Origin of the sequence: Nocardioides zeicaulis (assembly GCF_042432345.1) — a bacterium.
Classification (GTDB): Bacteria; Actinomycetota; Actinomycetes; order Propionibacteriales; family Nocardioidaceae; genus Nocardioides; species Nocardioides zeicaulis.
In genome coordinates this window covers 117,804-144,139 of record NZ_JBHLXH010000001.1, presented here as the reverse complement: position 1 = coordinate 144,139, position 26,336 = coordinate 117,804, and the positions used below count along the sequence as shown (strand labels likewise).

General features: G+C 72.1%; 25 protein-coding genes. 13 read left to right on the top strand and 12 right to left on the bottom strand.

Annotated features, from left to right (window positions below):
* Positions 1 to 141 precede the first annotated feature (141 nt).
* From pgl to tkt, 6 genes are read right to left on the bottom strand one after another with little or no spacing between them, the layout of a single operon-like run.
* Complete coding sequence (pgl, locus tag ACFFJG_RS00750; RefSeq protein WP_378516703.1) at positions 142 to 870, bottom strand: 6-phosphogluconolactonase; 729 nt, start codon at positions 868 to 870, stop codon at positions 142 to 144.
* On the bottom strand, positions 867 to 1,784 hold the full coding sequence (locus tag ACFFJG_RS00745) for a glucose-6-phosphate dehydrogenase assembly protein OpcA (RefSeq protein WP_378516702.1): 918 nt from the start codon (positions 1,782 to 1,784) through the stop codon (positions 867 to 869). The genes pgl and ACFFJG_RS00745 overlap by 4 nt, the downstream gene beginning before the upstream one ends.
* Positions 1,785 to 1,809: 25 nt before the next feature.
* Positions 1,810 to 3,336 carry a glucose-6-phosphate dehydrogenase gene (zwf, locus tag ACFFJG_RS00740; protein ID WP_378516701.1) on the bottom strand — a complete coding sequence of 509 codons (1,527 nt, stop codon included), beginning with the start codon at positions 3,334 to 3,336 and terminating at the stop codon, positions 1,810 to 1,812.
* Complete coding sequence (pgi, locus tag ACFFJG_RS00735) at positions 3,336 to 5,003, bottom strand: glucose-6-phosphate isomerase (RefSeq protein WP_378516700.1); 1,668 nt, start codon at positions 5,001 to 5,003, stop codon at positions 3,336 to 3,338. The genes zwf and pgi overlap by 1 nt, the downstream gene beginning before the upstream one ends.
* The gene (tal, locus tag ACFFJG_RS00730; RefSeq protein WP_378516699.1) at positions 5,000 to 6,115 is read right to left on the bottom strand and encodes a transaldolase; all 1,116 of its coding nucleotides are present in this window, start codon (positions 6,113 to 6,115) and stop codon (positions 5,000 to 5,002) included. Before tal ends, pgi begins: the two co-directional genes overlap by 4 nt.
* A gap of 50 nt (positions 6,116 to 6,165) precedes the next feature.
* Positions 6,166 to 8,262, bottom strand: a complete 2,097-nt coding sequence (gene tkt / locus ACFFJG_RS00725) for a transketolase (protein WP_378519431.1) — start codon at positions 8,260 to 8,262, stop codon at positions 6,166 to 6,168.
* 229 nt (positions 8,263 to 8,491) lie between these two features.
* On the opposite strand from tkt, the gene ACFFJG_RS00720 reads away from it, so the two are divergent.
* The 3 genes from ACFFJG_RS00720 (at position 8,492) to ACFFJG_RS00710 (ending at position 11,147) form a co-directional block, all read left to right on the top strand.
* Positions 8,492 to 9,472: a heme o synthase gene (locus ACFFJG_RS00720; protein ID WP_378516698.1), complete on the top strand. Its 981-nt coding sequence runs from the start codon at positions 8,492 to 8,494 to the stop codon at positions 9,470 to 9,472.
* A 158-nt stretch (positions 9,473 to 9,630) separates the two neighbouring features.
* Positions 9,631 to 10,629 (top strand): hypothetical protein, encoded by a 999-nt coding sequence (locus ACFFJG_RS00715; protein ID WP_378516697.1) that lies wholly within the window; start codon positions 9,631 to 9,633, stop codon positions 10,627 to 10,629.
* On the top strand, positions 10,629 to 11,147 hold the full coding sequence (locus ACFFJG_RS00710; protein ID WP_378516696.1) for a class F sortase: 519 nt from the start codon (positions 10,629 to 10,631) through the stop codon (positions 11,145 to 11,147). The genes ACFFJG_RS00715 and ACFFJG_RS00710 overlap by 1 nt, the downstream gene beginning before the upstream one ends.
* Here the strand turns inward: ACFFJG_RS00710 and ACFFJG_RS00705 are convergent.
* The 5 genes from ACFFJG_RS00705 to ACFFJG_RS00685 all read right to left on the bottom strand — a co-directional run bounded on the left by ACFFJG_RS00705 (position 11,128) and on the right by ACFFJG_RS00685 (position 17,362).
* Positions 11,128 to 13,770: a hypothetical protein gene (locus ACFFJG_RS00705; protein WP_378516695.1), complete on the bottom strand. Its 2,643-nt coding sequence runs from the start codon at positions 13,768 to 13,770 to the stop codon at positions 11,128 to 11,130. The two genes, ACFFJG_RS00710 and ACFFJG_RS00705, sit on opposite strands and share 20 nt — an antisense overlap.
* A 137-nt stretch (positions 13,771 to 13,907) precedes the next feature.
* Positions 13,908 to 14,834 (bottom strand): COX15/CtaA family protein, encoded by a 927-nt coding sequence (locus ACFFJG_RS00700; protein ID WP_378516694.1) that lies wholly within the window; start codon positions 14,832 to 14,834, stop codon positions 13,908 to 13,910.
* Positions 14,834 to 15,613, bottom strand: coding sequence for an ABC transporter permease (locus ACFFJG_RS00695; RefSeq protein WP_378516693.1), 780 nt, complete (start codon positions 15,611 to 15,613; stop codon positions 14,834 to 14,836). The genes ACFFJG_RS00700 and ACFFJG_RS00695 overlap by 1 nt, the downstream gene beginning before the upstream one ends.
* Positions 15,610 to 16,548 carry an ABC transporter ATP-binding protein gene (locus ACFFJG_RS00690; RefSeq protein WP_378516692.1) on the bottom strand — a complete coding sequence of 313 codons (939 nt, stop codon included), beginning with the start codon at positions 16,546 to 16,548 and terminating at the stop codon, positions 15,610 to 15,612. Before ACFFJG_RS00690 ends, ACFFJG_RS00695 begins: the two co-directional genes overlap by 4 nt.
* Before the next feature lie 64 nt (positions 16,549 to 16,612).
* Complete coding sequence (locus ACFFJG_RS00685) at positions 16,613 to 17,362, bottom strand: laminin G domain-containing protein (RefSeq protein ID WP_378516691.1); 750 nt, start codon at positions 17,360 to 17,362, stop codon at positions 16,613 to 16,615.
* 208 nt (positions 17,363 to 17,570) lie between these two features.
* On the opposite strand from ACFFJG_RS00685, the gene ACFFJG_RS00680 reads away from it, so the two are divergent.
* The 10 genes from ACFFJG_RS00680 to ACFFJG_RS00635 all read left to right on the top strand — a co-directional run bounded on the left by ACFFJG_RS00680 (position 17,571) and on the right by ACFFJG_RS00635 (position 25,477).
* Positions 17,571 to 18,266 (top strand): helix-turn-helix transcriptional regulator, encoded by a 696-nt coding sequence (locus ACFFJG_RS00680; protein WP_378516690.1) that lies wholly within the window; start codon positions 17,571 to 17,573, stop codon positions 18,264 to 18,266.
* The gene (gene sufB / locus ACFFJG_RS00675; RefSeq protein ID WP_378516689.1) at positions 18,263 to 19,708 is read left to right on the top strand and encodes a Fe-S cluster assembly protein SufB; all 1,446 of its coding nucleotides are present in this window, start codon (positions 18,263 to 18,265) and stop codon (positions 19,706 to 19,708) included. The genes ACFFJG_RS00680 and sufB overlap by 4 nt, the downstream gene beginning before the upstream one ends.
* A 47-nt stretch (positions 19,709 to 19,755) precedes the next feature.
* The gene (gene sufD / locus ACFFJG_RS00670; RefSeq protein ID WP_378516688.1) at positions 19,756 to 20,940 is read left to right on the top strand and encodes a Fe-S cluster assembly protein SufD; all 1,185 of its coding nucleotides are present in this window, start codon (positions 19,756 to 19,758) and stop codon (positions 20,938 to 20,940) included.
* On the top strand, positions 20,937 to 21,272 hold the full coding sequence (locus tag ACFFJG_RS00665) for a non-heme iron oxygenase ferredoxin subunit (protein WP_378516687.1): 336 nt from the start codon (positions 20,937 to 20,939) through the stop codon (positions 21,270 to 21,272). The genes sufD and ACFFJG_RS00665 overlap by 4 nt, the downstream gene beginning before the upstream one ends.
* Positions 21,269 to 22,027 carry a Fe-S cluster assembly ATPase SufC gene (gene sufC, locus ACFFJG_RS00660; RefSeq protein ID WP_378516686.1) on the top strand — a complete coding sequence of 253 codons (759 nt, stop codon included), beginning with the start codon at positions 21,269 to 21,271 and terminating at the stop codon, positions 22,025 to 22,027. Before ACFFJG_RS00665 ends, sufC begins: the two co-directional genes overlap by 4 nt.
* Positions 22,028 to 22,088: 61 nt before the next feature.
* On the top strand, positions 22,089 to 23,324 hold the full coding sequence (locus ACFFJG_RS00655; RefSeq protein WP_378516685.1) for a cysteine desulfurase: 1,236 nt from the start codon (positions 22,089 to 22,091) through the stop codon (positions 23,322 to 23,324).
* 1 nt (position 23,325) lies between these two features.
* A complete protein-coding gene (gene sufU / locus ACFFJG_RS00650) occupies positions 23,326 to 23,781 on the top strand; it encodes a Fe-S cluster assembly sulfur transfer protein SufU (protein ID WP_378516684.1) in 456 nt (151 codons plus the stop codon).
* A complete protein-coding gene (locus tag ACFFJG_RS00645) occupies positions 23,778 to 24,158 on the top strand; it encodes a metal-sulfur cluster assembly factor (RefSeq protein WP_378516683.1) in 381 nt (126 codons plus the stop codon). The genes sufU and ACFFJG_RS00645 overlap by 4 nt, the downstream gene beginning before the upstream one ends.
* A 121-nt stretch (positions 24,159 to 24,279) precedes the next feature.
* Positions 24,280 to 25,062 carry an aminoglycoside adenylyltransferase domain-containing protein gene (locus ACFFJG_RS00640; RefSeq protein WP_378516682.1) on the top strand — a complete coding sequence of 261 codons (783 nt, stop codon included), beginning with the start codon at positions 24,280 to 24,282 and terminating at the stop codon, positions 25,060 to 25,062.
* A 16-nt stretch (positions 25,063 to 25,078) separates the two neighbouring features.
* Positions 25,079 to 25,477: a hypothetical protein gene (locus tag ACFFJG_RS00635; RefSeq protein ID WP_378516681.1), complete on the top strand. Its 399-nt coding sequence runs from the start codon at positions 25,079 to 25,081 to the stop codon at positions 25,475 to 25,477.
* Here ACFFJG_RS00635 and ACFFJG_RS00630 read toward each other — a convergent pair.
* Positions 25,478 to 26,336, bottom strand: an 859-nt coding sequence (locus tag ACFFJG_RS00630; protein WP_378516680.1) for a hypothetical protein, incomplete at its 5' end; no start/stop codon positions are given.

Below are 26,336 nucleotides of genomic sequence, written 5' to 3'. Positions count from 1 at the left end.
CCCGCAGCGGCGGGCGGTAATCCACGATGTCGGCACCTGTGGAGAGCTGTGTACAGACGCGTCAGCTCGGCGGTGCTGTCGCGTGCAGATGCGCCAGCTCGGCGCGCCGCGCGCGTGCAGATGCGTCAGCTCGCGGGTGGGTCAGAGGGAGGAGGCGGCGTCCTCGTCGAGCCACCAGACGGTCTCCTCGCCGCTCACGCCGCGGGCGGGGGTCTCCTCGACGGAGCCCTCGTCGGCGAGCGCGCGGGCGACGGCGTCGGCCTTGCCGTCGCCGCTGGCGATGAACCAGACGGCGCGGCAGCGCTCCATCGCCTCGAAGGTCAGGGTGACCCGGTCGGGCGGCGGCTTGGGGGAGTCGTGGACGGCGACGGCGATCGCGTCGGTGGCGTGGACGGCCGGGTGCCCGGGGAAGAGCGAGGCGCAGTGCCCGTCGGGCCCGATCCCGAGCATGAGCACCTCGAAGAAGCCGGCGCCGTGCTCGCGCAACGCGCGGGAGTAGGCCTCGGCGGCCTCCTCGGCGGTGGCGACCTGGTCGCTGGCGGGCACTTCGTGGACGTGGGCGGGGTCGACCCCGACGTGGTCGAGCAGCGCCTCGCGCGCCTGGCGGGCGTTGCGGTCGGGCGAGGCGGCCTCGACGAACCGCTCGTCGCCCCACCAGAACACGACCCTCGACCAGTCGACGGAGGAGTCGGCGGCGCGGCGGGCGAGCTCGCGGTGCAGCGCGTCGGCGATCGTGCCGCCGGTCAGGCCGATCTGCGGGACCTCGCCGCGGGCCTGCGCGGCCTCGAGCCGGTCGAGCAGGGCGGAGGCGACGTCGCCGACCAGGAGGTCGGCGTCGTCGTGCCGACGGACCTCCACCGGGGCGCTCACTTCTTCGCCCCGTCGTGCAGGCGCACCAGCTTGGCGGCGGTGGCGGCGTAGGTGTCGTCCTCGTCGAGGCGGCGCAGCTCCTCGGCGAGCAGCGCGGGGACCTCGCGGCGCTTGAGCGCGACGGGACGGTCGGGCCGGTTGGGCGAGGAGAACGTCGCCAGGCGCCCGTCGGTGCGGGCGATGCGGATCGGCCCCTGCTTGGTCTCCATGGTGACCTCGGTGATGCCGGGGCCGTCGGACGTGCCGCGGTCGACGACCACCTTGAGCCGGTCACACAGCCACGCCACCAGCAGGTCGGCGCTGGGGCTGATCTTCTCGGCGGTGACCTTGGCGCGGGTCACCTTGAGCGGGTGCTGGTCGAGGGCGGCCGCCAGCAGCGCCCGCCACGGTGTCAGCCGGGTCCAGGCGAGGTCGGTGTTGCCGGGGGCGTAGCTGCGGCACTGGGTGAGCATGGCGGTCGCCTTGCCGCGCGACACCGCGGCCGCGTCGGTGATCCGTCGCTGGGCCAGCGAGCCGAGCGGGTCGCTGGCAGGGTCCTGCGGGGCCTGCGTCGGCCACCAGATCGCCACGGGGGAGTCGGGCAGCAGCAGCGGCAGGACGACGGACTCGGCGTGCTTGACCACCTCGCCCTTGAGCCGGATGAGGGCGGTCTCGCCGCCCCACCCGTCGCCGCTGCCGACCTGGGCGTTGACGTGGGCGGCGCCGCGGGCGTCGCCGAGGATCACGCCGAGGACCCGCGACGGGTGCTCGCGCGAGGCGCGCTTGGCGGCCTGCATCGCCTCGGCGGCGTCCTCCTCGGGAGCGACGATGACCAGCGTCATCACCATGCCCATCGCGGGGCTGCCGGCGCGGGTGCGCGCGCGGACGAACTCGGCGGCGATCTTGGCCGACGTGGTGTCGGTGAGCTCGATCATCGGTGGGCTCCTTCGCAGGTCGTCGTCATGGCCGCCGCCACGTGCGGCCCTCGCGGGCGAGCATCGCGTCGGCGGAGGCCGGGCCCCAGGTGCCGGAGTCGTACGCCTCGGGCTTGCCCTTCCTCGCCCAGTGGTCGAGGACGGGGTCGAGGATCTTCCAGGAGAGCTCGACCTCCTCGTGGCGCGGGAACAGCGGCGGGTCGCCGAGCAGCACGTCGAGGATGAGCCGCTCGTAGGCCTCGGCGCTGGCCTCGGTGAAGGACCCGCCGTAGGCGAAGTCCATGTTGACGTCGCGGATCTCCATGGCGGTCCCGGGCACCTTCGAGCCGAAGCGCATCGTCATGCCCTCGTCGGGCTGGACCCGGATCACGAGGGCGTTCTGTGTGAGGTCCTCGGTGGCGGTCTGAGTGAACGGCAGGTGCGGCGCGCGCTTGAACACCACGGCGACCTCGGTCACGCGGCGCCCGAGCCGCTTGCCGGTGCGCAGGTAGAACGGCACGCCCGCCCAGCGCCGGGTGTCGACGTTGACGGTGATGGCCGCGAACGTCTCGGTGGTGGAGGTGGACTTGATGCCCTCCTCCTCGAGGAAGCCGTTGACCTTCTCGCCGCCCGCCCAGCCGGCGGCGTACTGACCGCGGGCGGTGGTGAGGTCGAGGCGTGCGGGCAGCTTGGCCGAGGCGAGGACCTTCTGCTTCTCGATCCGCAGGCTCTCGGCGTCGAAGGCGATCGGCTCCTCCATCGCCACCAGCGCCATCAGCTGGAGCAGGTGGTTCTGGATGACGTCGCGGGCGGCCCCGATGCCGTCGTAGTAGCCCGCGCGGCCGCCGATGCCGATGTCCTCGGCCATGGTGATCTGCACGTGGTCGACGTAGTTGGAGTTCCAGATCGGCTCGAACATGTTGTTGGCGAAGCGCATCGCCAGGATGTTCTGCACCGTCTCCTTGCCGAGGTAGTGGTCGATCCGGAAGATCGAGCCCGACGGGAAGACGTCGCCGAGGATGTCGTTGAGCTCGCGCGCGGACTCCAGGTCGTGGCCGAACGGCTTCTCCACCACGACGCGACGCCACTGGTCGGGGCCGTGGTCGGCGAGGCCGTGCTCCTTGAGCTGGCCCACCACGGTGCCGAAGAAGCCGGGCGGGATGGCCAGGTAGAACGCCATGTTGCCGCCGGTGCCGCGCAGCTGGTCGAGCTCCTCGATCGTGCGGCGGAGCTGGTCGAAGGCGACGTCGTCGTCGAAGTTGCCGGGGACGAACCGGAAGCCCTCCGACAGCTGGTTCCAGACCTCCTCGCGGAACGGCGTACGGGCGTGCTCGCGCACCGCGTCGTGGACGATCTGCGCGAAGTCCTGGTCGGCCCAGTCGCGGCGCGCGAAGCCGACGAGGCTGAACCCGGGCGGCAGCAGGCCGCGGTTCGCGAGGTCGTAGATCGCCGGCATGATCTTCTTGCGCGAGAGGTCTCCGGTGACGCCGAAGAGCACCATGCCGCAGGGTCCCGCGATGCGGGGGAGCCGGCGGTCCTGGGCGTCGCGAAGCGGGTTGGTGGTCGGCGTCATCAGCTGCGGTGCTCCCGGTAGTAGGCGATGAGGGCGCGGGTGGCAGGGTCCTGCTCGTCGATCGCCGACGGGTCGCCGGCGACGGCGGGCGTGACCTTCTGGGCGAGCTGCTTGCCGAGCTCGACGCCCCACTGGTCGAAGCTGTCGATGCCCCACACCGCGCCCTGCACGAACGTGGTGTGCTCGTAGAGCGCGACGAGCTGGCCGAGCACCGACGGGGTCAGGGCGGGCGCCATGATCGAGGTCGTCGGACGGTTGCCCGGGAAGGTGCGGGCGCTCACGAGGTCGTCGTCGATCCCCTCGGCGCGCACCTCGTCGGCGGTCTTGCCGAAGGCGAGCGCGCGGGTCTGGGCGAGGAAGTTGGCCAGGAACAGCTCGTGCACGTCGGTGTCGCCGTCGGGCCCGGAGTCCACAAGGGGGTACGCCGGTGTGGCGAAGGCGATGAAGTCGGCCGGGATGAGCCGGGTGCCCTGGTGGATGAGCTGGTAGAACGCGTGCTGGCCGTTGGTGCCGGGCTCGCCCCAGAACACCTCGCCGGTGTCGGTGGTGACCGGCGAGCCGTCCCACCGCACGCTCTTGCCGTTGGACTCCATCGTCAGCTGCTGGAGGTACGCCGGGAAGCGGTGCAGCTGCTGGGCGTAGGGGAGCACCGCGTGGGTCTGGGCACCGAGGAACGTGCCGTACCAGACGTTGAGCAGGCCGAGCACCAGCGGCACGTTGGCGGCCGGCGCAGCGGTGCGGAAGTGCTCGTCGATCGTGTGGAAGCCGGCGAGCATCTCGGCGAACCGCTCGGGCCCGATGGCCACCACGATCGAGAGCCCGATCGCGGAGTCCATGGAGTAGCGGCCGCCGACCCAGTCCCAGAACCCGAAGGCGTTGTCGGGGTCGATGCCGAAGTCGGCGACCTTGTCGAGCGCGGTCGACACCGCGACGAAGTGCTGGGCGACCGCCGCGTCGCGGTCGGCGTCGGCCGGCAGGTGCTCGAGGAGCCAGGCGCGGCACAGCCGCGCGTTGGTCAGCGTCTCCAGGGTGCCGAACGTCTTGCTCGAGACGATGAAGAGCGTGGTCTCCGGGTCGAGGCCCTCCAGCGACTGCGCGGCGTCGGTGGGGTCGATGTTGCTGATGAAGCGGCAGGTGAGCCCGTCCTGGCGGTAGGGCGCGAGCGCCTCGTAGGCCATCACGGGGCCGAGGTCGGAGCCGCCGATGCCGATGTTGACGACCGTCTCGATGCGCCGGCCGGTGACGCCCGTCCACTCGCCCGAGCGCACCTGGTCCGCGAAGGCGTACAGGCGCTGCAGGACCTCGTGGACGTCGCGCACGACGTCCTGGCCGTCGACCTCCAGCGAGGCGTCGGCCGGCAGGCGCAGGGCGGTGTGGAGCACCGCCCGGTCCTCGGTGGGGTTGACGTGCGCGCCCGCGAACATCGCGTCGCGCCGCTCGAGCACCCGGGTCTGCTCCGCGAGGGAGAGCAGGTGCTCGAGCAGGTCGCCGTGCAGGAAGGTGCGCGACAGGTCGACGTGGAGGTCGCCGGCCGTGCGGGCGAGCGCGGTGACGCGCTCGGGGTCGGCGTCGAACCAGCCCCGCAGGTCGGGGGCGAAGCCGTCCGCGAGCGCGGACAGCTCCGCCCAGGCCGGCGTGGACGTCGGATCCACCGGCCGGTCGGTCACGACCGCGCGGCCTCGAGCGACGCGCCCAGCGTGGACTGGAGCTCGTCCCAGGCGACGACGAACTTGTCGACGCCCTCCTTGAGCAGCACCTCGATCACGTCGTCGTAGTCGATGCCGGCCTCGGCGAGCGCGGCCATGTGGGCCTGGGCGTCGTCGTAGAACGGGCGCACGCGGTCACCGCGGACCTCGCCGTGGTCGGCGACGGCGTCGAGGGTCGCCTCGGGCATCGTGTTGACGGTGTTCTCCACGACCAGGTCGACGACGTACATCGTGTCGTCGTAGTCGGGGTTCTTCACGCCCGTCGAGGCCCACAGCGGGCGCTGCTTGCGGGCCCCCTTGGCCTCGAGCGCCTCCCAGCGCGGGCCGGCGAAGAACTCCTCGTACATCTTGAACGCCAGGCGGGCGTTGGCGACCCCGGCCTTGCCCTTGAGCGAGCCGTCGGTGCCCGGCCCCTCGGTGGTGGCGTCGAGGCGCTTGTCGATCTCGGTGTCCACCCGCGAGACGAAGAACGAGGCGACGGAGTGGATGTCGGCGAGGTCGTGGCCGTTGTCCGCGGCCTGCTCGAGCCCGGCGACGTAGGCCTCCATCACGTTGCGGTACTGCTCGAGGCCGAAGATCAGCGTGACGTTGACCGAGATGCCGGCGGCGATCGTCTCGGTGATCGCGGGCCAGCCCTCCTTGGTGCCGGGGATCTTGATCATCACGTTGGGCTCGCCGACGGTCTTGTAGAGGGTGGCGGCCTCCGCGACGGTGTCGTCGGTGGCGTGCGCCAGCCCGGGGGAGACCTCGATCGACACCCGGCCGTCGACGCCGTCGGTGGCGTCGAAGACCGGCCGCATCACCTTGCACGCCTCGCGCACGTCGTCGGTGGTGATGACGAGGGTCGCGCGGTCGACGTCTGCGCCCTGGCCGGCCAGCTCGCGGACCTGGGCGTCGTAGCGCTCGCCCTTGGCCAGCGCGCTCTGGAAGATGGCCGGGTTGGAGGTCACCCCGACGACGTTGCTGGACTGCACGAGCTCGGCGAGGTTGCCGGTCTCCAGGCGCTCGCGGGACAGGTCGTCGAGCCAGATGGACACCCCGGCGTCGGCCAGGGCCTTGAGACGGTCGTTCATGTGATGCCTCCTGTGATGGGGCTGTGGGAAGGGTGCTGCGAGGACGAGGGTCAGGCCTGGACGACGGCGACGGTGTCGCGCGCCGCGTCGGCCACGGCCTGGGCGGTGATGCCGAACTCCGCGTAGATGCGGGCGTAGTCGGCCGAGGCGCCGTAGTGGTCGATCGAGATGATCCGGCCCTGGTCGCCGACGATCTCGCGCCAGCCCTGCTTGACGCCGGCCTCGACCGAGACGCGGGCCTTGACGGTGGGCGGGAGGACCAGGTCGTGGTAGGCCTCGTCCTGCTCCTCGAACCACTCCAGGCACGGCATCGACACCACCCGGGCGTCGATCCCGTCGGCAGCCAGCAACGTGCGCGCCTCCACCGCGAGCTGCACCTCCGAGCCGGTCCCGATCAGGATCACGTCGGGCGTGCCCTTCTCGGCGTCGAGCAGGACGTACGCCCCGCGCTCGACGCCCTCGGTGGAGCCGAAGCCCTGCTCGCCGCGCGGGAAGACCGGCACGTTCTGCCGGGTCAGCGCGAGCGCCGCGGGACGGTCGGTGTGGGACAGGATCGCCTGCCACGCCGCGGCGGTCTCGTTGGCGTCCGCGGGGCGTACGACGTCGAGGCCGGGCATCGCGCGCAGCGCGGCCAGGTGCTCGATCGGCTGGTGGGTCGGGCCGTCCTCACCGAGGCCGATCGAGTCGTGGGTCCAGACGTAGGTGACGGGCAGCTTGCTCAGCGCCGCCACGCGCACGGACCCGCGCATGTAGTCGGAGAAGGTGAGGAACGTGCCGCCGAACACGCGGGTGAGCCGGTCGGCCGCGATGCCGTTCATGATCGCGCCCATGCCGTGCTCGCGGATGCCGAAGTGGAGCACCCGGCCGGCGTGGGGGTCGGTGCTCCAGTCGCCGATCTCGGCGACCTCGGGGCCGACGGAGGGGGCGCTGGTGATGGTCGTGTTGTTGGAGCCGGCCAGGTCGGCCGAGCCGCCCCACAGCTCCGGCAGCAGCGGCGCGAGGGCGTTGATCACCTTGCCGGAGGCCGAGCGCGTGGCCACGCCCTTCTCGTCGGCGGGGAACACGGGCACGGTCGCGGCGAGCTCGGTCGGCATCTCGCGGCGCTTGAGGCGGTGGAGCAGCTCGGCCGACTCCGGGTGGGCCTCGGACCAGGTGGCGTACTGCTCGTCCCACGCGGCGCCCCACGCGGCCCCGCGCTCGCGCAGGTCGCGGGTCCGCTCGAGGACGCCGGCCGGCACCTCGAAGGTCTGCTCGGGGTCGAAGCCGAGCACCTTCTTGGTGGCCGCGACCTCCTCGGCGCCGAGGGCGCTGCCGTGCGCCGCCTCGGTGCCCTGCGCGTTCGGGGCGGGCCAGGCGATGACGGTGTCGAGCACGATCATCGAGGGCTGGTCGGTGACCTCGTGGGCGTTGCGGATGGCGGCGTAGAGCGCCTGGACGTCCTCGACGTACTCGGTGCCGCCGTTGGTCCAGTCGACGGTCTGGACGTGCCAGCCGTAGGCCGCGTAGCGGGCCGCGACGTCCTCGGTGAAGGCGATGTCGGTGTCGCCCTCGATCGAGATCCGGTTGCGGTCGTAGATGACGGTGACGTTGCCGAGCTTCTGGGTGCCGGCGATCGAGCTGGCCTCGGAGCTCACGCCCTCCTGCAGGTCGCCGTCGGAGGCGATCGCGTAGACCTGGTGGTCGAACAGGCTCTCGCCGGGGGCGGCGTCGGGGTCGAGCATGCCGTGCACGCGACGCGCCGACATGGCCATGCCGATCGCGTTGCCGACGCCCTGGCCGAGCGGGCCGGTGGTGACCTCGACGCCGGCGGTGTGGCCGAGCTCGGGGTGGCCGGGGGTCTTCGAGCCCCAGGTGCGCAGCGCCTTGAGGTCGTCGAGCTCGAGGCCGAAGCCGCCGAGGAAGAGCTGGGTGTAGAGGGTGATGCTCGAGTGGCCGCAGGAGAGCACGAAGCGGTCGCGGCCCACCCACTCGGGGTCGGCGGGGTCGTGGCGCATGACCTTCTGGAACAGCAGGTAGGCCACGGGGGCGAGGCTCATCGCGGTGCCGGGGTGGCCGTTGCCGACCTTCTGGACCGCGTCCATCGCGAGGACGCGCGCGGTGTCGACGGCCAACGCGTCGGTGTCGTCCCACTCGAGGGTGGCGGGCAGGGCGGACTTCTCGGTCAACGCGGTTCCTCTCGTGGTGGTGCCAGGGACGGCCGGGTGCAGCCGGGATCACAGCTGCCGGGACGGCCTCGACTGCGAGCCTATCGCCGTGGCCGAGTAGACTCGACCCCGCCTGAGGGTGGTGCCGGACGCTGGTCCCGACCGCGGCGTGTCCCCTCCGGTTCCCTGACGTCCGCGTCCCATCCGCCCCCGTCCACCAGAGGTCCCCACCGTGTCCCAAGCCGGCCCGCACGCCGCTGCGTCCGACCGGCAGCCGACCTCCGACGACGGCACTGTCGACGGCGCCGTCCCCGCGGGTCCGAAGACCTGGCGCGACGTGGTCGCGGCCTACGTCGGTTTGACCAAGCCGCGGGTGATCGAGCTGCTGCTGCTCACCACGGTGCCCGTCATGTTCTACGCCGCCCGCGGCGTGCCGGAGCTCTCGACCGTGGTGTGGACCGTCCTCGGCGGGGCCCTGTCCGCCGGCTCGGCGTCGGTATTCAACTGCGTCTACGACCGCGACATCGACGAGCAGATGCGGCGGACCCGGCGTCGCGCCCTGCCCCGCCACATCGTGTCGCCCACCGCGGCGCTGGTCTTCGGGTTCGTCCTCGGGATCGCCTCGACGGTGGTCCTCTACCTCGGCGTCAACCGCCTGTCGGCGACGCTGTCGGTGACCGCGATCGCGTTCTACGTCTTCGTCTACACGATGCTGCTCAAGCGGCGCACCACCCAGAACATCGTCTGGGGCGGCATCGCCGGGTGCTTCCCCACGCTGATCGGGTGGACCGCGGTGACCGACCGGCTCGCCTGGACCCCGGTGGTCCTCTTCATGGTGGTGTTCTTCTGGACGCCGCCGCACACCTGGGCGCTGGCCCTGCGCTACCGCGAGGACTACCGCAACGTCGACGTCCCGATGCTGCCGGTCGTCAGGCCCGCCGCCGAGGTCGGGCGTCAGGTGGTGCTCTACAGCTGGGTGATGGTCGCGACGTCGTTGGTGCTGTGGCCGGTGGCCGGCACCAGCCTGCTCTACCCGGTCGCCGCGGCGGTCCTGGGCGGCGTCTTCCTCCTCGAGGCGCACCGGATGTGGGCCCGCACCCGCTCCTCCGAGGTGCTCTCCGAGATCAACCCGATGCGGCTGTTCCACGCCTCGAACCTCTACCTCTCCCTCCTCTTCGTCGCGGTCGCGCTGGACCCACTCCTCGTCAGGTGATACGCGCGTTAGCGCAATCCGGGGGAAACGTCCGGTACTTGACAATTAATAGAGGAATGCTTGAGATCCCATGCCGGGTCCTTTCCGCGCGCGTCCCGTTGAATCGGGCGTGAGGGAGGCGCTCGGTCTCCCCGATTCGTCCTGGGGGTTGTTTCACCATGCCTGCACCGCACACCGACCTGAGCCGTGGGGGCTCGGTCACCCGGACCGCCTCGCGGGTGGTGACCCTGGCCGTCGCCGTGGGTCTCGCCGTCATCGGTCTCGCCGCGCCGTCGAGCGCGCACCACAACACGATCACCGGAGCCGTCTCCTGCCGTGACGGGGGCGGCTGGCTGGTCACCTGGCGCGTCGTCAACAGCGAGCAGCGCGCCGAGCGGATCACCGCCTCCAACCGGGCCGTCGTGCCCGTCGGCAGCTGGCTGGGCCCCGCCGAGGCGAAGAGCTACACCGAGACCGTGACCGCCAAGCCCGGCTCGCCGCTGACGCTGACGCTGTCGACCCGCTGGACCAACGACGTCACCGCCACCAACTCGGGCGCGATCGCGGTCGCCGCGTTCTCCGACGCGTGCAACGTCACCAAGGTCGACGCGCCCACCATCCCCGTCGTCGATGAGTGCGGTCCGGGCAACGCCCACTACGGCACCGTCCCGACCGGTCCCTGGACCGCCGTGCCCAACCCCGACGGCAGCGTCACCGTGACCGCCCAGCAGGGCTACGTCTTCAGCAACGGCCAGACCTCCGTCACCTACCCGGTGCCGGCCGACAGCAACGAGGTCTGCCCGACCCCGACGCCCACCCCGACGCCCACGCCCACCCCGACCCCCGTCCCGCCGGTGGTCACCCCGCCGGTGGTCACCCCGCCCGAGGTGCTGCCCGCCCAGGTCCGCGTCGTGCGTGCCGCTGCCCGCTCCATCGACAAGTGCGGTCGCGCGAGCGACCTCTTCAAGGTCGGCAAGCGGTCGGGCGTCGTCTACACCGTCAACGGCAAGGTCGTGCGCCAGGGCGTCTGGCTGCGCGCCCACTCCCGGCGGATCACCATCCGCGCCACCTCGGCCGACGAGACCGTCGAGCTGCGCGGGCGCCAGGTGTGGAAGGTGCGCTACTCCGCGCGTGCCTGCTCGCAGGCGCCCGAGGTCGCTCCCGACACCGGTCGCTGATGCGACGCACCGCACTCGCGGTGGCGGCGATCCTGCTCGCCTCTCCCGTGGTCGGTCAGGGGACGGCCCAGGCCGCCCCTGACCGGCTCCGGATCCCTCGCACCGGCACCGACGCGAGGGTGGTGGCGGTGCCGAGCCGCCACAACACCCTCGCCGTCGGCGACCAGGTGCGGGGCACCGTCTACACCTGGTCGCAGGGCGACCCGCCCTGCGACCCCTCGGGCAGCACCGTCTACGCCGGTCACGCCTGGCGCGCCGGCAACGGTGTCGCCGACCGGTGGGGCCGGCTGCGCCGTGGCGACCGCGTCAGCGTCGGCGGCTGCCGCTTCGAGGTGGTGCGCCGGGAGTACTGGGCGGCCACCCGCCGGATGGGCGCGCTCTACTCGGTCTCCGGCCCGCCGCGCATCGTGCTCGTCGCCTGCAAGGCCGACGACTACTCCCGCCGCACGGTGGTCTTCGCCCGCAAGCTGGGACCGGGCGACCAGCCCGGCCGACGCCTCAGCCCACCCGCACCGTGACGGGGGCAGCAGCGGCGTCCAGGTGCCCTGCCACGCCGAGCACCCGCACCGTGTAGGTCGTCGTGACCCGCGGCGAGACCCGCACGGTGTACGCGCCGGTCGCGGTCGTGGTCACCGTGGTCGTGGTGGCCAGGCCGCCGACGGGCTGCACCGACACGGTGAGCCGCAGCGAGCGGGCCGGCTCCGTGGCCCCGTTGAAGGTCCGGGTCACCACGCCCGTCAGGGTGCGAGCCGCGCCCGGCGGTGCCAGCGTGGGTGCGGCGACCGGCGTCGTCACCGTGGGCGCCCAGCTCCCGGCGGTGACCGGTGCCACCGCCACGGTGGCCGCCGGGACGCCGGCCGAGCCGGCGTACGACACCGTGAGGTCGCCCGACGTCCGGAGCAGGACGGGCACGCGGAAGGTCCCGTCGGCAGCGGTCCGGCCGCTCGCGACGACGACGGGCGCCTTGCCGGGGGCGGTGACCTTGACCGACACGGTGGCGGCCGCGACGGGGGTCGGCGACCCGGTGTCGGTGAGCAGCCGGCCCGTGACGGTGACGGTCTGGCCGTAGCCCACCGACGTCTTGTCGACGGCGGCGCTCAGCGTGGAGGTCGGCACCCGGACCGTGACGATCCCGGCCTCGACGACGCTCGGCTCGTAGGACACGCTCGCCGGCACCGAGGCCTTCACGACGCCTGACCTCGTCGGCGTGGCGACGAGCGAGAAGGAGCCGTCGGCGGCCGTCCTGGCCGTCCCGAGCGAGGTGGTGGTCGTGGTGGTGCGGCCGCTGACGACGGACGTGCTGGTGAGCGTGACGGGCACGGACAGCCCCGCCACCCCCAGGGGAGCTCCGCCCACGACCCGGGTGGCCGTGCCGGTCACCGTGACCGTCTGGCCGTACCACCGGGTGGTCGCGTCGAGGTCGGCCGTCAGCTGGACGGCGCACTTGGCGACGGCCACGGCCTGGGTGGACGGTGCCGCGGCCGGCCACGCGGGCAGCGCCTTGTTGGTCGTCGAGAAGGTGGTGGCCGTCGACATCGTCGCGCTCGCCGTGGCGTAGCCCGTCGTGTCGCTCGTCGCGGCCAGGAGCGTGCGCAGCGTGCCGGTCGTGCGGGTGATCGTGGCGGGCAGGCCCTTCACCGGCTGGTCGGTGGCGACGTCGTAGAAGTACGCCTGGACCGGGGTGGGCGCGGAGGTGCAGGCCGACGCCGTGGGGCTCGTCGTGGCGGGCTGGCCGGCGACGACGGACCGCACGCCCACGGTCCGGGCTGCGCTCGAGAAGGTCAGCGGGCTGGTGACGACCTTGGTCGCACCCGAGCTGTCGGTCAGCGTGACGGTGATCGAGGTCCCCGCCGCGTTGTTCGCGTTGCAGGTGACGTCGGTCTGCACCGCGGTGGGGTCGCTGAACGAGCAGTCGGAGCGGGCCGCGCGCCACGCCACCGACGTCAGGGTCCGCCCGTCGGGCAGGGCGGGAGTGACGCTCGCCTGCGTGGCCAGCCCGGGCACGGCCGGGTTGTTGACGCCGAGCACGGCCCCGAGGACGGTCGGGCGGCCGGGCTGGGCGTTGTCGCCCCCGCCGATCAGGAAGCGCGAGTCCGCGGAGTTCCAGTGCGTGTCGAGCCAGGAGCCGGGGTCGGGGAACGTGGAGTAGTAGTCGTCGAAGTTGCAGTCGAGGAGGTACTCACGCGAGCGGTCGCAGACCTGCTGCATCACCTTGCCGCCGCCGTCGGCGTAGCACATGGTGTCGGACTCGTCGTAGCAGTGGCTCTGGGACGTGCCGTGCGGGGCGGCAGGAGAGACGCCGCCCAGGGTGTGCATCAGCTCGTGGGCCTCGATGGAGCTCTCGTTGGTGCCGTCGCCGTGGCCCCAGCACGGGGAGTCCACGCGGGCGTACTGCGGGTAGGAGCCGTTGTTGGGGTTGCCCTGGCTGTCGACGTCGGAGGTGTAGCGCAGCGCGATGCCGCAGATGCCCTTGCCGAAGGTGTCGGTCCACATGAGGTACTTGCGCTCCGGGCGGTCGAAGCCGAGGGCGCGCACCGCGTTCATCGTCGCGTTGAAGCTCACCATCGACCCGGACGGGACCGTCACGTTGAGGACCTTGGCCACGCACCCCGCGCCCGCGGGCTCGGTCACGTAGCGCACGTGGCGCACGCCACCGGTCAGCGCCGCGGAGCGGTTGAAGACGTCGTCGACGCCGGCCGCCCAGGTCTGGATGTCGCCCTTGACCTGGTCGTAGCGGTTGGCCGCCCCGGCCTCGACGACGTACATCGCCTGGGTGCGGTAGCCCGACTGGCCGTCGCCGTCGCAGCTGACGTCGGGGGAGGAGACCGCGACCGCCGGGGTCGCGACGACGCCCAGCTCCTCGGCGACCGCCACCGCGTTGGCGCCCACGCCCTCGCGCGCGTGCAGCTCGGCGGTGGAGACGGGCTCGTCGATGTCGACGCCGGGCGGTGGCACGTCGGCGTGGGTGCACGCCGTGGCGCCGTCGACGACGACCATCTCGGCCCCGCGCCCGCACGCCGGCCCGAGGTCGACCTGCGGCAGGACCGCGGTCACGACCGCGATGCCGGAGGCTCCGATGACCGCAGCGGCGAGCACGGCCGCCAGCGTCCGGTTCTCGCGCCACGTCGGACGGACGGTCATGACGTTACCGTCACGTGGATCAGACGTGTGCGATGTGTTCATGCGGGGATTGTGGGTGCGCGGCGGTGCGGCTGCACCGTCATCGCGCCGATCTGGCCCGTTCGCGCCTCCCGGGGGACCCGGCCGGGTGGTGCGGCCTAGTGGAGCCGGGTGGCCGCCTGCGGCTGCGGCTCACCGTCGGGCCGCGCCTCGGCGGCAGCGCGGTGCGGCAGCACCGCCAGGGCCGTGCGAGCCAGCCCGGCGGCGAGCAGGCCGGCGCCGAGCATGTGCAGCGCGACCAGGAGCACCGGGAGGTCCAGGGCGTACTGCAGCCACCCGAGCGCGCCCTGCAGGACCTCGACGAGCAGCACCAGGCCGGTCACCGTCGCGAGCCAGTGGTGGCCACCGCGCAGGGCGACGACCAGGAGCGACACGGTGAGGGCGACGAGCGCGTAGACGGTGTACGCGTGCAGGTGCGAGACGGTCGCGGGGTCCAGGCCGTTGCGCGGTGAGTCGGTGTCGCCGGCGTGCGGTCCGGCGCCCGTGACGACGGTGCCGAGGTAGAGGACCACCCAGCCGACCGCCAGGCTCGCCCAGGCCAGCGCCCGCGGCAGGGGCGGTGCGGTGCCGCGCTCGGGGCTGCGGAGCTCGTCGAGCAGCGCGACGCACACCATCACCATGGCCATCGACAGCAGGAAGTGGCCCGAGACGATCCACGGGTTGAGGTCCGTCAGCACGGTGATGCCGCCGATCACGGCCTGGAGCGGGATGCCGAGGCCGACCACGAAGGACAGCCGGGTCGCGCGCCGGTGGCGTGCCCCCAGGGCCGCCAGGAAGCAGGCGACCGCGACCGCGGTCAGCGCGAAGGTGAGCATCCGGTTGCCGAACTCGACGGCGCCGTGCACCCCGAGCTCGGAGTGCGGCACGTAGGAGCCGTCGGTGCAGCGTGGCCACGTCGGGCAGCCGAGGCCCGACCCGGTCAGCCGGACGGCGCCGCCGGTGACGACGATGCCGATGTTGGCGACGAGGTTGGCGACGGCGAGGGGCCAGAGGTACCGGGAGAGCCGGTCGAGCAGGGCAGACATCATTCCCACCTGAAGGTCCGGGCTGTGAGCGCGGTGCCGACGGCCGTCCAGGCCGCGAGCACCAGCAACGAGCGTACGTCGACGTGCGCGTCGAGCAGGGCCGCCCGGACGGCCTCGCCCAGGGCCGACGACGGCAGCCAGGCGATCACCGACGACGCCGCGCCGTAGGAGCTGGTCGGCAGCACGACGCCGCCACCGGCCATGAGGAGGAGGTACACCAGGTTGGCCAGCGCCAGGGTGGCCTCGGCGCGCAGCACGCCCGCCACGAACAGGCCCAGCGCGGCGAACGCGGCGGTGCCGAGCGCGACCGCCAGGACCAGGGCCAGCAACGACGTCGGCGGGTGCGAGAGCGACGGGCGCCAGCCGAGGGCCAGCCCCACGACGACCACGACCACCAGCTGGAGGGCGACGACGTTGAGCAGCGCCAGGACCTTGCCCAGGAGCAGTCCGTGGCGGGGGAGGGGGGAGGAGCCCAGCAGCTTGATGACGCCGTAGCGGCGCTCGAAGCCGGTCGCGATCGCCACCGAGGTGAACGCCGTGGACATCACCGCGAGCGCCAGCACGCCCGGGGTCAGCACGTCGACCGGGCGGTGGCCCTCGAGGTCGATCCCGATGCGGCCGGCCCCGGCGACGCCGGCGACCAGCACGATGACCGGGATCACGACGGCCAGCAGGAGCTGCTCGCCGTTGCGGAGCATCAGCCGCGTCTCCATGCGCGCCTGGGCGCGCACCATCCGGGCGAGGGGTGCGCCACCGGGCGCCGGGGTGAAGGTGCTCACGGGGCGAGCTCCCGTCCGGTCAGGTCGAGGAAGACGTCCTCGAGGGTGCGCTGGCCGAGGTGGAGCGACTCGGGCAGCACGTCGTGGTCCTCGCACCACCGCGAGACGAGGCCGAGGGTGGTCGAGTCGGCCGGCCCGTGGATGAGCATGCTGACCTCGTCGAGCTGGCGCACCTCGGTGTCGGGGCCGAGCTCGGCCCGCAGCGACTCGGGCGCGCCCTCGGGGAACGGGCGGTTGACCACGAGGCGGATCGTGGCCGAGCGGCCACCGCGGGTCAGCTCGGCGGGCGTGCCCGTCGCGATCACCCGGCCCCGGTCGATGATGTGGATCCGGTCGGCGAGCCGCTCGGCCTCGTCCATGTGGTGGGTGGTCAGCACGACGGTCACGCCGTCGGCGCGGACCTCCTCCAGCAGCTCCCACGTCGTGCGGCGCGCCTGCGGGTCCATGCCGGCGGTGGGCTCGTCGACGAAGACCAGCTCGGGACGCCCGACCAGCGCGATCGCCAGGCCGAGCCGCTGCTGCTGGCCGCCGGACAGGCGGCGGTAGGGGGTGCGCCCGCAGTCGGCCAGGCCCAGCCGGTCGCTGAGCAGCTGGGTGTCGAGGGGGCGGGCGTGGAGCGAGGCCACGTGGTCGAGCATCTCCCGGGCGCGCACGCCGCTCCAGGCGCCGCCCGCCTGGAGCATCACGCCGATGCGGGGGAGCAGGTCGGCCCGGTCGCGCTGGGGGTCGAGCCCGAGCACCCGGACGGTGCCCTGCTGGGGGGCGCGGTAGCCCTCGCAGGTCTCGAGGGTGGTGGTCTTGCCGGCGCCGTTGGGGCCGAGGACGGCGGTGACCGAGCCGCGCTCGACGGTGAGGCTCAGCCCGTCGACGGCGACCTTGTCGCCGTAGGCCATCACCAGGCCGTCGATCTCGACGGCAGGGGACGCGGGTGGCACGAGCGAAGTCTAGGCGCGGGCCACCCACGACCCACGCGCGGTCCCCGCCTCCGGGGCCGCGCGCTCACCCCTTGGTGATGTGGACGTAGTCGATGTCGCCGGGGAAGTAGTCGCAGCTGTCGGCACCGACCGTCGGGTCACTGGTGTCGCAGTCGAACTTGCCGCCGAGCGTCCACGGCTTCTTGTTGTCGATGGTGCCGGTGGGCTTGCGGATCCGGTTGCGCAGGACGCCGTCGACGTACATGGTCACGTCGCTCGAGGTCCGGTCGCACCGCACGACGTGCCACTGGCCGTCGTTCAGCGGCGTCTTGGAGCCGATCGCCGCCTGTCCGCTCGGTGACTTGAACATGCAGCTGATCACGCCCTTGGGCTGCTGGAACTTCACCTGGCCGCCCGCGTCCTTGGCCTGTCCCTTCTGGATCACGTTGCCGAACTTGTCGGTGGTCCGGTAGCGGATCTCGACCGAGAAGTTGCCGCTGCCCGGGTCGAGCGAGCCGTCGGCCGCGTCCGGGACCATGATCAGGTGCGCGGCACCGTAGTAGATGCCGGCGTCCGGCGGGTGCCGGTCCCAGTCGGCGTACGAGCCGTTCATCCGGACGTGGCTGCCGATGGCGCCGTCGTGGCCCATCCCCGACGAGTCCGCCGCGGTCGTGGCTCCCGCGGGCTCGTCGAGCTCGAGCGCGAGCACGGTCACCGGTGCCGCACGGGCGCTGGCCACCGCCCCGACGCCGCTGGCGGTGGGCGCCGTGAGCACCAGGCCCCCCAGCGCCGCGGCGGCCGCCACGGCCCCGAGTGCGGGTCCTGTTCTCCTCATCTCCCCGTCTCCCTCCTGGATCCTCACCGGATCCGTCCTGGACGGGACGTGGGCGGGTCGTCCACGTCCCTGGCCCAGCCAACTACCGTCGTGCCGTGCGTCGCGACGGTGCGGACGACTTCCCCAGAAGTGGGGTCGCGTGCGGGGTGCCGGTGACTTAGGCGACCCTTCCTTGAAGGACCCCCCGCAATAACGTCACACTGTCGTTGTGGAATTCACCAGGACGGCGGCGCACCCCGAGGGGGACGCGCCCACGCGCGACCGCGTGGCCCGCACGATCCTGGAGAACGGGCCCTCGACCGCAGCAGCCCTCGCGGCACGGCTCGACCTGACGCCCGCCGCCGTGCGCCGCCACCTCGACCAGCTCACCGAGGACGGCGTCGTGGAGGCGCGCGACCAGAAGGTCTACGGCGCCCGGGGCCGCGGCCGCCCCGCGAAGGTCTTCGCCCTCACCGAGGCCGGCCGCGACAGCTTCGAGGCCCAGTACGACGACCTCGCCGTGCAGGCGCTGCGGTTCCTCGCCGAGTCGCAGGGCGAGGAGGGCGTGCTCGAGTTCGCCCGCCGCCGGGTGGCGTTCGTGGAGCGCGACTACGCCGCCGTCGTCGCCGCCGACCCCGACCTGTCGCCCGCCGAGGCGCTCGCCCGGGTGTTCAGCCAGAACGGCTACGCCGCCTCGGTGCGCGACCTCGCCCCGGTCAACGGCATCAGCGTGGGGGAGCAGCTGTGCCAGCAGCACTGCCCGGTCGCCCACGTCGCCCACGAGTTCCCCCAGCTGTGCAAGGCCGAGACCGAGGCCATCGGCGCGGTCCTCGGCACCCACGTCCAGCGGCTCGCGACCATCGCCCACGGCGACGGCGTCTGCACCACCTGCATCCCCCAGACCCCGAAGAAGGAGAAGGCATGACCTCCATCGCTGACACGGACGGCTCGACAGAGATCGAGCGGCTCAACCCGGAGCTCAAGGGCATCGGCAAGTACGAGTTCGGCTGGGCCGACAGCGACGACGCCGGTGCGGCCGCGACCCGCGGCCTCAACGAGGACGTCGTGCGCGACATCTCCTCCAAGAAGTCCGAGCCGCAGTGGATGCTCGACCTGCGCCTGAAGGGCCTCAAGCTCTTCCACCGCAAGCCCATGCCCACGTGGGGCTCCGACCTGTCCACGATCGACTTCGACAACATCAAGTACTTCGTGCGGTCGAGCGAGAAGCAGGCCACCTCGTGGGAGGAGCTCCCCGAGGACATCAAGAACACCTACGACAAGCTCGGCATCCCCGAGGCGGAGAAGCAGCGCCTCGTCGCCGGCGTCGCCGCCCAGTACGAGTCCGAGGTCGTCTACCACTCGATCCGCGAGGACCTCGAGGAGAAGGGCGTCATCTTCGTCGACACCGACACCGCGCTGAAGGAGCACGAGGACCTCTTCCGGGAGTACTTCGGCACCGTCATCCCGGTCGGTGACAACAAGTTCGCCGCGCTCAACACCTCGGTGTGGTCGGGCGGCTCGTTCATCTACGTGCCCAAGGGCGTCCACGTCGACATCCCGCTCCAGGCCTACTTCCGGATCAACACCGAGAACATGGGCCAGTTCGAGCGGACGCTGATCATCGCCGACGAGGACTCCTACGTGCACTACGTCGAGGGCTGCACGGCGCCGATCTACTCCTCCGACTCGCTGCACTCGGCCGTCGTGGAGATCGTGGTCAAGAAGGGCGCCCGGGTGCGCTACACGACCATCCAGAACTGGTCGAACAACGTGTACAACCTGGTCACCAAGCGCGCCACCTGCGAGGCCGGCGCCACGATGGAGTGGGTCGACGGCAACATCGGCTCCAAGGTGACGATGAAGTACCCCGCCGTCTACCTGATGGGCGAGCACGCCAAGGGCGAGACCCTGTCGATCGCCTTCGCGGGCGAGGGCCAGCACCAGGACGCCGGCGCCAAGATGGTGCACGCCGCTCCGCACACCTCCTCCTCCATCCTCAGCAAGTCGGTGGCCCGCGGTGGCGGCCGCACCTCCTACCGTGGCCTGATCCAGGTCAACGAGGGCGCCCACGGCTCGAAGTCCAACGTGCTGTGCGACGCGCTGCTCGTCGACCAGATCAGCCGCTCCGACACCTACCCCTACGTCGACATCCGCGAGGACGACGTGTCGATGGGCCACGAGGCGAGCGTCTCGAAGGTCTCCGACGACCAGCTCTTCTACCTCATGTCGCGCGGCATGGAGGAGGACGAGGCGATGGCGATGATCGTGCGTGGCTTCGTCGAGCCGATCGCCAAGGAGCTGCCGATGGAGTACGCCCTCGAGCTCAACCGCCTGATCGAGCTGCAGATGGAGGGCGCGGTCGGCTGACCGCCGTCGCCCCGCCCCACCGACGTACGACCGTAGAAAGAAGAACCTTGACCGTCACCGACTCCGTCCGCTCCGCGCTGGAGCAGGACAAGATCGAGAGCCACCTCAACCCGGTGGGCTCCTTCGACGTCGCCGACCACCCCGTGCCCACCGGGCGCGAGGAGATCTGGCGCTTCTCGCCCCTCAAGCGGCTCCACGGCCTGCACGCCGACGCCGACCTCGGGGGCCGCACGTCGAAGCTCAGCTGGAACGAGCCCTCCGGCGTCTCGGTGTCCGTCGTCACCGGCGACGAGGCCCGTGCCCTGCGCGGCGTGAGCGGCCTGGTGCCCAACACCCGGTTCGCGGCGCGCGTGCTGGCGGAGGTGCCGGCCACCGTCCTGGTCGACGTGCCCGCCGACACCGAGGTCTCCGAGCCGCTGGTCCTCGACGTGGCCGGCCTCGGGGTCGAGGAGACCGCCGGTGGCCACCTGGTGTTCCGCTTCGGCGCGCACAGCAAGGCCGTCGTGGTGGTCAACCACACCGGCAGCGCGGCCGTCGCCGCGGTCGTCGAGATCGTGGTCGGTGACGGCGCCGACGTCACGGTCGTCTCGATCCAGGACTGGGACGACGACGCCGTGCACCTGGCCCACCACCAGGCGCTCGTGGGTCGCGACGCCTCCTACAAGCACGCCGCGATCTCCTTCGGCGGTGACGTGGTCCGCATGGACGCCAACGTCACCTACGACGGCCCCGGCGGGTCGGCGGAGCTGCTCGGCCTCTACTTCGCCGACGCGGGCCAGCACATCGAGCACCGGCTCTTCGCCGACCACAACGCGCCCCACACCCGCAGCAACGTCGTCTACAAGGGCGCGCTGCAGGGCGAGGGCGCGCACACGGTGTGGATCGGCAACGTCCTGATCCGCAAGGTCGCCGAGGGCATCGAGACCTACGAGGAGAACCGCAACCTCGTCCTGACCGACGGCTGCCGCGCCGACTCGGTGCCGAACCTCGAGATCGAGACCGGCGAGATCGAGGGCGCCGGCCACGCCTCGACCACCGCGCGCTTCGACGACGAGCAGCTGTTCTACCTGCAGGCGCGCGGCGTCTCCGAGGCCGAGGCCCAGCGCCTCGTCGTGCGCGGGTTCTTCAACGACCTCATCCGCAAGGTCGGCGTGCCCTCGATCGAGGAGCGGCTGACCACGACGGTCGAGGCCGAGCTCGCCAAGAACGTGCTCAAGGAGCTCGCACCGTGAGCTTCGAGCGCGCCTGCGCCCTCGACGAGGTGCCCGCCGACCAGGCGCTGGCGGTCACCCTCGGCCGCTACGACCTCGCGGTCGCGCGCGACGGCGACGAGGTCTTCGCCGTCGAGAACACCTGCAGCCACGCCGAGGTCGCCCTCAGCGAGGGCGAGGTGGCCGACTGCCAGATCGAGTGCTGGCTGCACGGCTCGATGTTCGACCTGCGCACCGGCAAGCCCACCAACCTCCCGGCGACCGAGCCGGTCGCCACCTTCCCGGTCGACGTACGCGACGGCGTCGTCTACGTCGACACCGAGACCACCCTGAACGGAGTCACCCCCGCATGAGCAAGCTCGTCATCACCGACCTCCACGTCACCGTCGACACCGAGGACGGCCCCAAGGAGATCCTCAAGGGCGTCACCCTCACCATCGACGACAACGAGACCCACGCGATCATGGGTCCCAACGGCTCCGGCAAGTCGACCCTGGCGTACTCCATCGCCGGTCACCCGAAGTACACCGTCACCGGCGGCTCGGTGACCCTCGACGGCCAGGACGTCCTCGCGATGTCGGTCGACGAGCGTGCCCGCGCCGGCCTGTTCCTCGCCATGCAGTACCCCGTCGAGGTCCCCGGCGTGTCCGTGGCGAACTTCCTGCGCACGGCCAAGACCGCGATCGACGGCGAGGCCCCCAAGCTCCGCACCTGGGTCAAGGACGTCAACGGCGCGCTCGAGCGGCTCAACCTCGACTCCACCTTCTCGCAGCGCTCGGTCAACGAGGGCTTCTCCGGCGGCGAGAAGAAGCGCCACGAGATCGCCCAGCTCGAGCTGCTCGACCCCAAGGTCGCGATCCTCGACGAGACCGACTCCGGCCTGGACATCGACGCGCTCAAGATCGTCTCCGAGGGCGTCAACCGCTTCCGGCAGCAGGAGGGCAAGGGTGTCCTGCTGATCACCCACTACACCCGCATCCTGCGCTACATCGAGCCCGACCACGTCCACGTCTTCGTCGACGGCAAGGTCGCCGAGTCCGGTGGCAGGGAGCTCGCCGAGCAGCTCGAGGCCGAGGGCTACGACCGCTTCCTCAAGGCCAACGCCTGAGGTCTCGCGGCTCTCTGCGCTCGCACCTCGACCACCGACGGCTGACTGGAAAGGACTGACCATGGAAGGACTGCTCCCGGATCTCGACGTGATCCGCAAGGACTTCCCGATCCTCGAGCGCACGCTCGCGGGCGGGCAGCCGCTGGTCTACCTCGACAGCGCGAACACCTCGCAGAAGCCGCAGGTCGTCATCGACACGATGGTCGACCACCTCGAGCGGCACAACGCCAACATCGCGCGCGCCATGCACCAGCTCGGCGCGGAGTCGACCGAGGCCTACGAGGGTGCCCGCGACAAGGTGGCGGCCTTCCTCAACGCGCCCTCGCGCGACGAGGTGGTCTTCACCAAGAACGCCACCGAGGCGCTCAACCTGCTGGCCCGCACGATCGAGCTCGGCCCGGGTGACAACGTCGTCATCACCGAGATGGAGCACCACTCCAACATCGTGTCGTGGCAGCTGGCGTGCGAGCGCTCGGGCGCCGAGCTGCGCTGGTTCGGGCTGACCGACGACGGCCGGCTCGACATGAGCAACGCCGACCAGCTCGTCGACGAGCACACCAAGGTCGTGGCCTTCACGTGGGTCTCCAACATGCTGGGCACGATCAACCCCGTCGCCGACCTGGTGGCGCGGGCTCGCGCGGCGGGAGCCGTGTCGGTCGTCGACGCCTCGCAGGCGGCGCCGCAGCTGCCCGTCGACGTGCAGGAGGTTGACTGCGACTTCCTGGTCTTCACCGGCCACAAGGTGTGCGGCCCGACCGGCATCGGCGTGCTGTGGGGACGCGAGGAGCTGCTCAACGCGCTCCCGCCCTTCCACGGCGGTGGCGAGATGATCGAGACGGTCACCATGGCCCGCTCGACCTACGCCCGCTCGCCCCACCGCTTCGAGGCCGGCACGCCGCCGATCGTCGAGGCGATCGGGCTGGGCGCGGCCGTCGACTACCTCGGCCACATCGGGCTCGACGCGATCCACCGGCACGAGCAGACCATCACGGCGTACGCCCTGGAGGGACTGCAGTCCGTGCCCGGGCTGACGGTGCTGGGGCCGCTCGACGCGACCCAGCGCGGCGGGGCGATCTCGTTCGAGCTCGAGGGCGTGCACCCGCACGACATCGCCCAGGTGCTGGACTCCCGCGGCGTGGCCGTGCGGGCCGGGCACCACTGCGCGAAGCCGGCCCACGCGCGCTACGGCGTGCAGAGCTCGACGCGGATGTCGTCCTACCTCTACACGACGCCGGCGGAGATCGACGCGCTGGTGGAGTCGCTGCACGCGACCCGGACGTACTTCAAGGTGGACTGAGATGAGCACCGACCTCGACAGCCTGTACCAGGAGATCATCCTGGACCACTACAAGAACCCGCACCACAAGGGCCTGCGCGACCCGTTCGAGTCCGAGGTGCACCACGTCAACCCGACCTGCGGCGACGAGATCACGCTGCGCGTGCACCTCGCCGACGGGGTGGTGGAGGACGTGTCCTACGACAGCGTCGGCTGCTCGATCTCGCAGGCGTCGGCCTCCGTGCTCACCGACCTGGTGATCGGCAAGCCGGTCGACGAGGCGATGTCGATCCACCAGACCTTCCTCGAGCTCATGCAGGGCAAGGGGCAGGTCGAGCCCGACGAGGACGTCCTGGAGGACGGGATCGCCTTCGCCGGCGTCGCCAAGTTCCCCGCGCGCGTGAAGTGCGCACTGCTCTCCTGGATGGCGTGGAAGGACGCGACCAGCCAGGCCCGGACCGAAGGAGGGACCGCATGAGCGAGTCCACGCAGCCCGACCACTCCGACCTGCCCGAGGTGCCCCAGGCATCCGGTGGCGGCACGGCCACCGTGACGGTGGAGGACGTCACCGAGGCGATGAAGGACGTCGTCGACCCCGAGCTCGGCATCAACGTCGTCGACCTCGGCCTGGTCTACGGCGTGCACCTCGACGAGCACAGCAACGCCGTCCTCGACATGACGCTCACCTCGGCGGCCTGCCCGCTCACCGACGTGATCACCGACCAGACCGAGTCGGCCCTCGAGGGCCTCGTCGGCGACGTCGCGATCAACTGGGTCTGGATGCCGCCGTGGGGTCCGGACAAGATCACCGAGGACGGCCGCGAGCAGCTGCGGGCCCTCGGCTTCAACGTCTGACCTCGCCGGCGCTCGGCGCCGTCCCGAGATCCCCGGACATCCGGGGAGACCGCCGGCGGGCGTCTGAGGACGCCCCGATAACCCGTGGCGGCCGGGGGGCCGCCGAGCGCACACTCCCAGCGTGCTCAACCCCCACCCCACGCGTTACGCCGAGCTCAACGGCGTCCTGCACGACCTCGTCCGGGGCGCGCAGGCGGCTCTGGGTGACGCGTTCGTCGGCGCGTACCTCCAAGGCTCCTTCGCGCTCGGCGCGGGCGACCTGCACAGCGACTGCGACTTCGTCGTGGTCGTGCGGGAGCGCCCCGACGCGGAGCAGGAGGCCGCGCTGCGCGCGCTGCACCACGACCTGCCCCGCCGCGACGGCCACTGGAACCGTCACCTCGAGGGCTCGTACGCCGTGGCGGCCGACCTGCGCACCACCGCGGGCCTCGGCCGGGAGTGGCTCTTCGTCGACCACGGGTCCGACACCCCGGAGTGGTCCGAGCACTGCAACCAGCCGTGGACCCGGTGGATCCTGCGCGAGCACGGCATCACGCTCGTCGGCCCGTGCCCGGCCGAGCTGATGGACCCGGTGCCGGCCGAGGTGCTGCGCGAGCACGCCCGTGCGAGCCTGGCCACGATCACCGACGACGTGCTGGCGTGGTGCCCCCCGCGCATCGCGTGGTGCCAGCGCTACCTCGTCGTGCAGGCTGCCCGGAGCCTCTACACGGTGCGCACCGGCGAGGTGGCGAGCAAGCGCGACGCCCTGCGGTGGTCGATGGTGCACGGGGAGCCGCGCTGGCGGCCGCTGCTCCAGCAGGTGCTGGCCGACCGCGACTGCGGGTTCGACCCCCACGCCGAGCCGCGGCCCGGGTCGATGGAAGCAGCGCGCGCCTTCGCCGCGCACGTGGCGTCGGTCGCCTGACGACTAGGCTCGCGGCATGAGCGACTCCACGGCCGGCCCCGACCACGTCGACCTCGGCGAGGTCGACTTCGACCACGAGGAGCTGCGCACGTTCTGGGACGTCGCCCGGGTGCGCGCCAAGCTCAACGCGGCGCCGACGTACTTCGGTCCCACGGCCCTCGAGTCCGTGCCGCCGCCCGCGTGGGCGTGGGGCGACGCGTCCGAGTCCGACGCCTTCGTCGAGCAGGTGCTGGCCGAGGACGGAGGCAGCACGACCGCCGACGAGGCCGACTACGACGGCGACCTGCCCCGCGCCGGCACGCTGTCCATCCTGTGCGACGGCTCCGGGGTGCCCCGGGCCCTGCTCGAGGTCACCGACGTCGTCATCGCCGGGGGCGAGGTCGTCGAGTCGTTCCGGGTCGTGCACCGCGCCTGATCAGCCGCGGTAGACCGGGAGCGCCGGCGTCCACGTCAGCGGGACGGCCGGCGTGATCTCCTCCGTGGTGTCGTCGGGCCACGTGCCCCGACCGGTGTACGTGGTGCCGGCCAGCACCAGCCGCACCTCGTACGCGAACGGTCCCTCGCCCAAGACGGTCGCCCTGCGTCCGAGGGCGGCGGGCGCGCGGAAGGACAGGAAGCCCTCGGAGTGGCACTCGTCCGGGGCTCCGAGGGGCAGCGTGACCGACCGGCCGGAGGCAGACGTGACGACCACCTCGGCGCGCGCCTCCGGGTGGTCGCGGTCGAGGTCGGACACGAACAGCTCGAGACCGTACGAGTCGAGCTCGCCGTCGTCGTCGGCCAGCACGGACGCCTGGCCGGTCGCGGCGTCGGGGTAGGCACCCTCGACCGGCGTGCGCCACCGCACCGTGGTCACCGCGTCGCCGCCCGTCGGCCCGCGTCCGAACAGGTCGACGTCCCAGTCGCCGGACGGCCCCGCCGGCAGGACGCGGAAGGTCCGCTCGCCGGTGGCCTCGACGGGCACCGTCACCTGGCGGCCGCACCCGGCGCGGGTCCCGTGCTCGCGGAACGTCGCCTGGAACGTCCAGCCCGGCAGGTCGAAGCCGAGGGTGAGCTCCGGCGGGGCGCCGACCGGCGGCGGGGTGTCCGACGGCCCGCCGTCCGCGCAGCCGGAGGCGTAGCAGATCGTCCACGGCGCGAGGTCGAGCTGCCCGTCGGCGGCGAGCACGTGGAAGCGCGGGGGGTCCGAGGTCGAGTAGTCGTCGCGGCCGCGGGGCGCCGGCAGCACCAGTCCGCTCGCAGTGGTCGTCGGCGCGTCCCCGGGGGCAGTGGCGTCG

Bases quoted from the DNA above. Each gene is read 5' to 3' on its own strand.
- ACFFJG_RS00635 (WP_378516681.1), top strand. From the start codon at position 25,079: ATGAGCGACTCCACGGCCGGCCCCGACCACGTCGACCTCGGCGAGGTC.
- tal (WP_378516699.1), bottom strand. From the start codon at position 6,115: ATGAACGACCGTCTCAAGGCCCTGGCCGACGCCGGGGTGTCCATCTGG.
- ACFFJG_RS00700 (WP_378516694.1), bottom strand. From the start codon at position 14,834: ATGTCTGCCCTGCTCGACCGGCTCTCCCGGTACCTCTGGCCCCTCGCC.
- ACFFJG_RS00745 (WP_378516702.1), bottom strand. From the start codon at position 1,784: ATGATCGAGCTCACCGACACCACGTCGGCCAAGATCGCCGCCGAGTTC.
- ACFFJG_RS00645 (WP_378516683.1), top strand. From the start codon at position 23,778: ATGAGCGAGTCCACGCAGCCCGACCACTCCGACCTGCCCGAGGTGCCC.
- sufC (WP_378516686.1), top strand. From the start codon at position 21,269: ATGAGCAAGCTCGTCATCACCGACCTCCACGTCACCGTCGACACCGAG.
- ACFFJG_RS00685 (WP_378516691.1), bottom strand. From the start codon at position 17,362: ATGAGGAGAACAGGACCCGCACTCGGGGCCGTGGCGGCCGCCGCGGCG.
- sufU (WP_378516684.1), top strand. From the start codon at position 23,326: ATGAGCACCGACCTCGACAGCCTGTACCAGGAGATCATCCTGGACCAC.
- ACFFJG_RS00655 (WP_378516685.1), top strand. From the start codon at position 22,089: ATGGAAGGACTGCTCCCGGATCTCGACGTGATCCGCAAGGACTTCCCG.
- zwf (WP_378516701.1), bottom strand. From the start codon at position 3,336: ATGACGCCGACCACCAACCCGCTTCGCGACGCCCAGGACCGCCGGCTC.
- ACFFJG_RS00705 (WP_378516695.1), bottom strand. From the start codon at position 13,770: ATGACCGTCCGTCCGACGTGGCGCGAGAACCGGACGCTGGCGGCCGTG.
- sufB (WP_378516689.1), top strand. From the start codon at position 18,263: ATGACCTCCATCGCTGACACGGACGGCTCGACAGAGATCGAGCGGCTC.
- ACFFJG_RS00715 (WP_378516697.1), top strand. From the start codon at position 9,631: ATGCCTGCACCGCACACCGACCTGAGCCGTGGGGGCTCGGTCACCCGG.
- ACFFJG_RS00710 (WP_378516696.1), top strand. From the start codon at position 10,629: ATGCGACGCACCGCACTCGCGGTGGCGGCGATCCTGCTCGCCTCTCCC.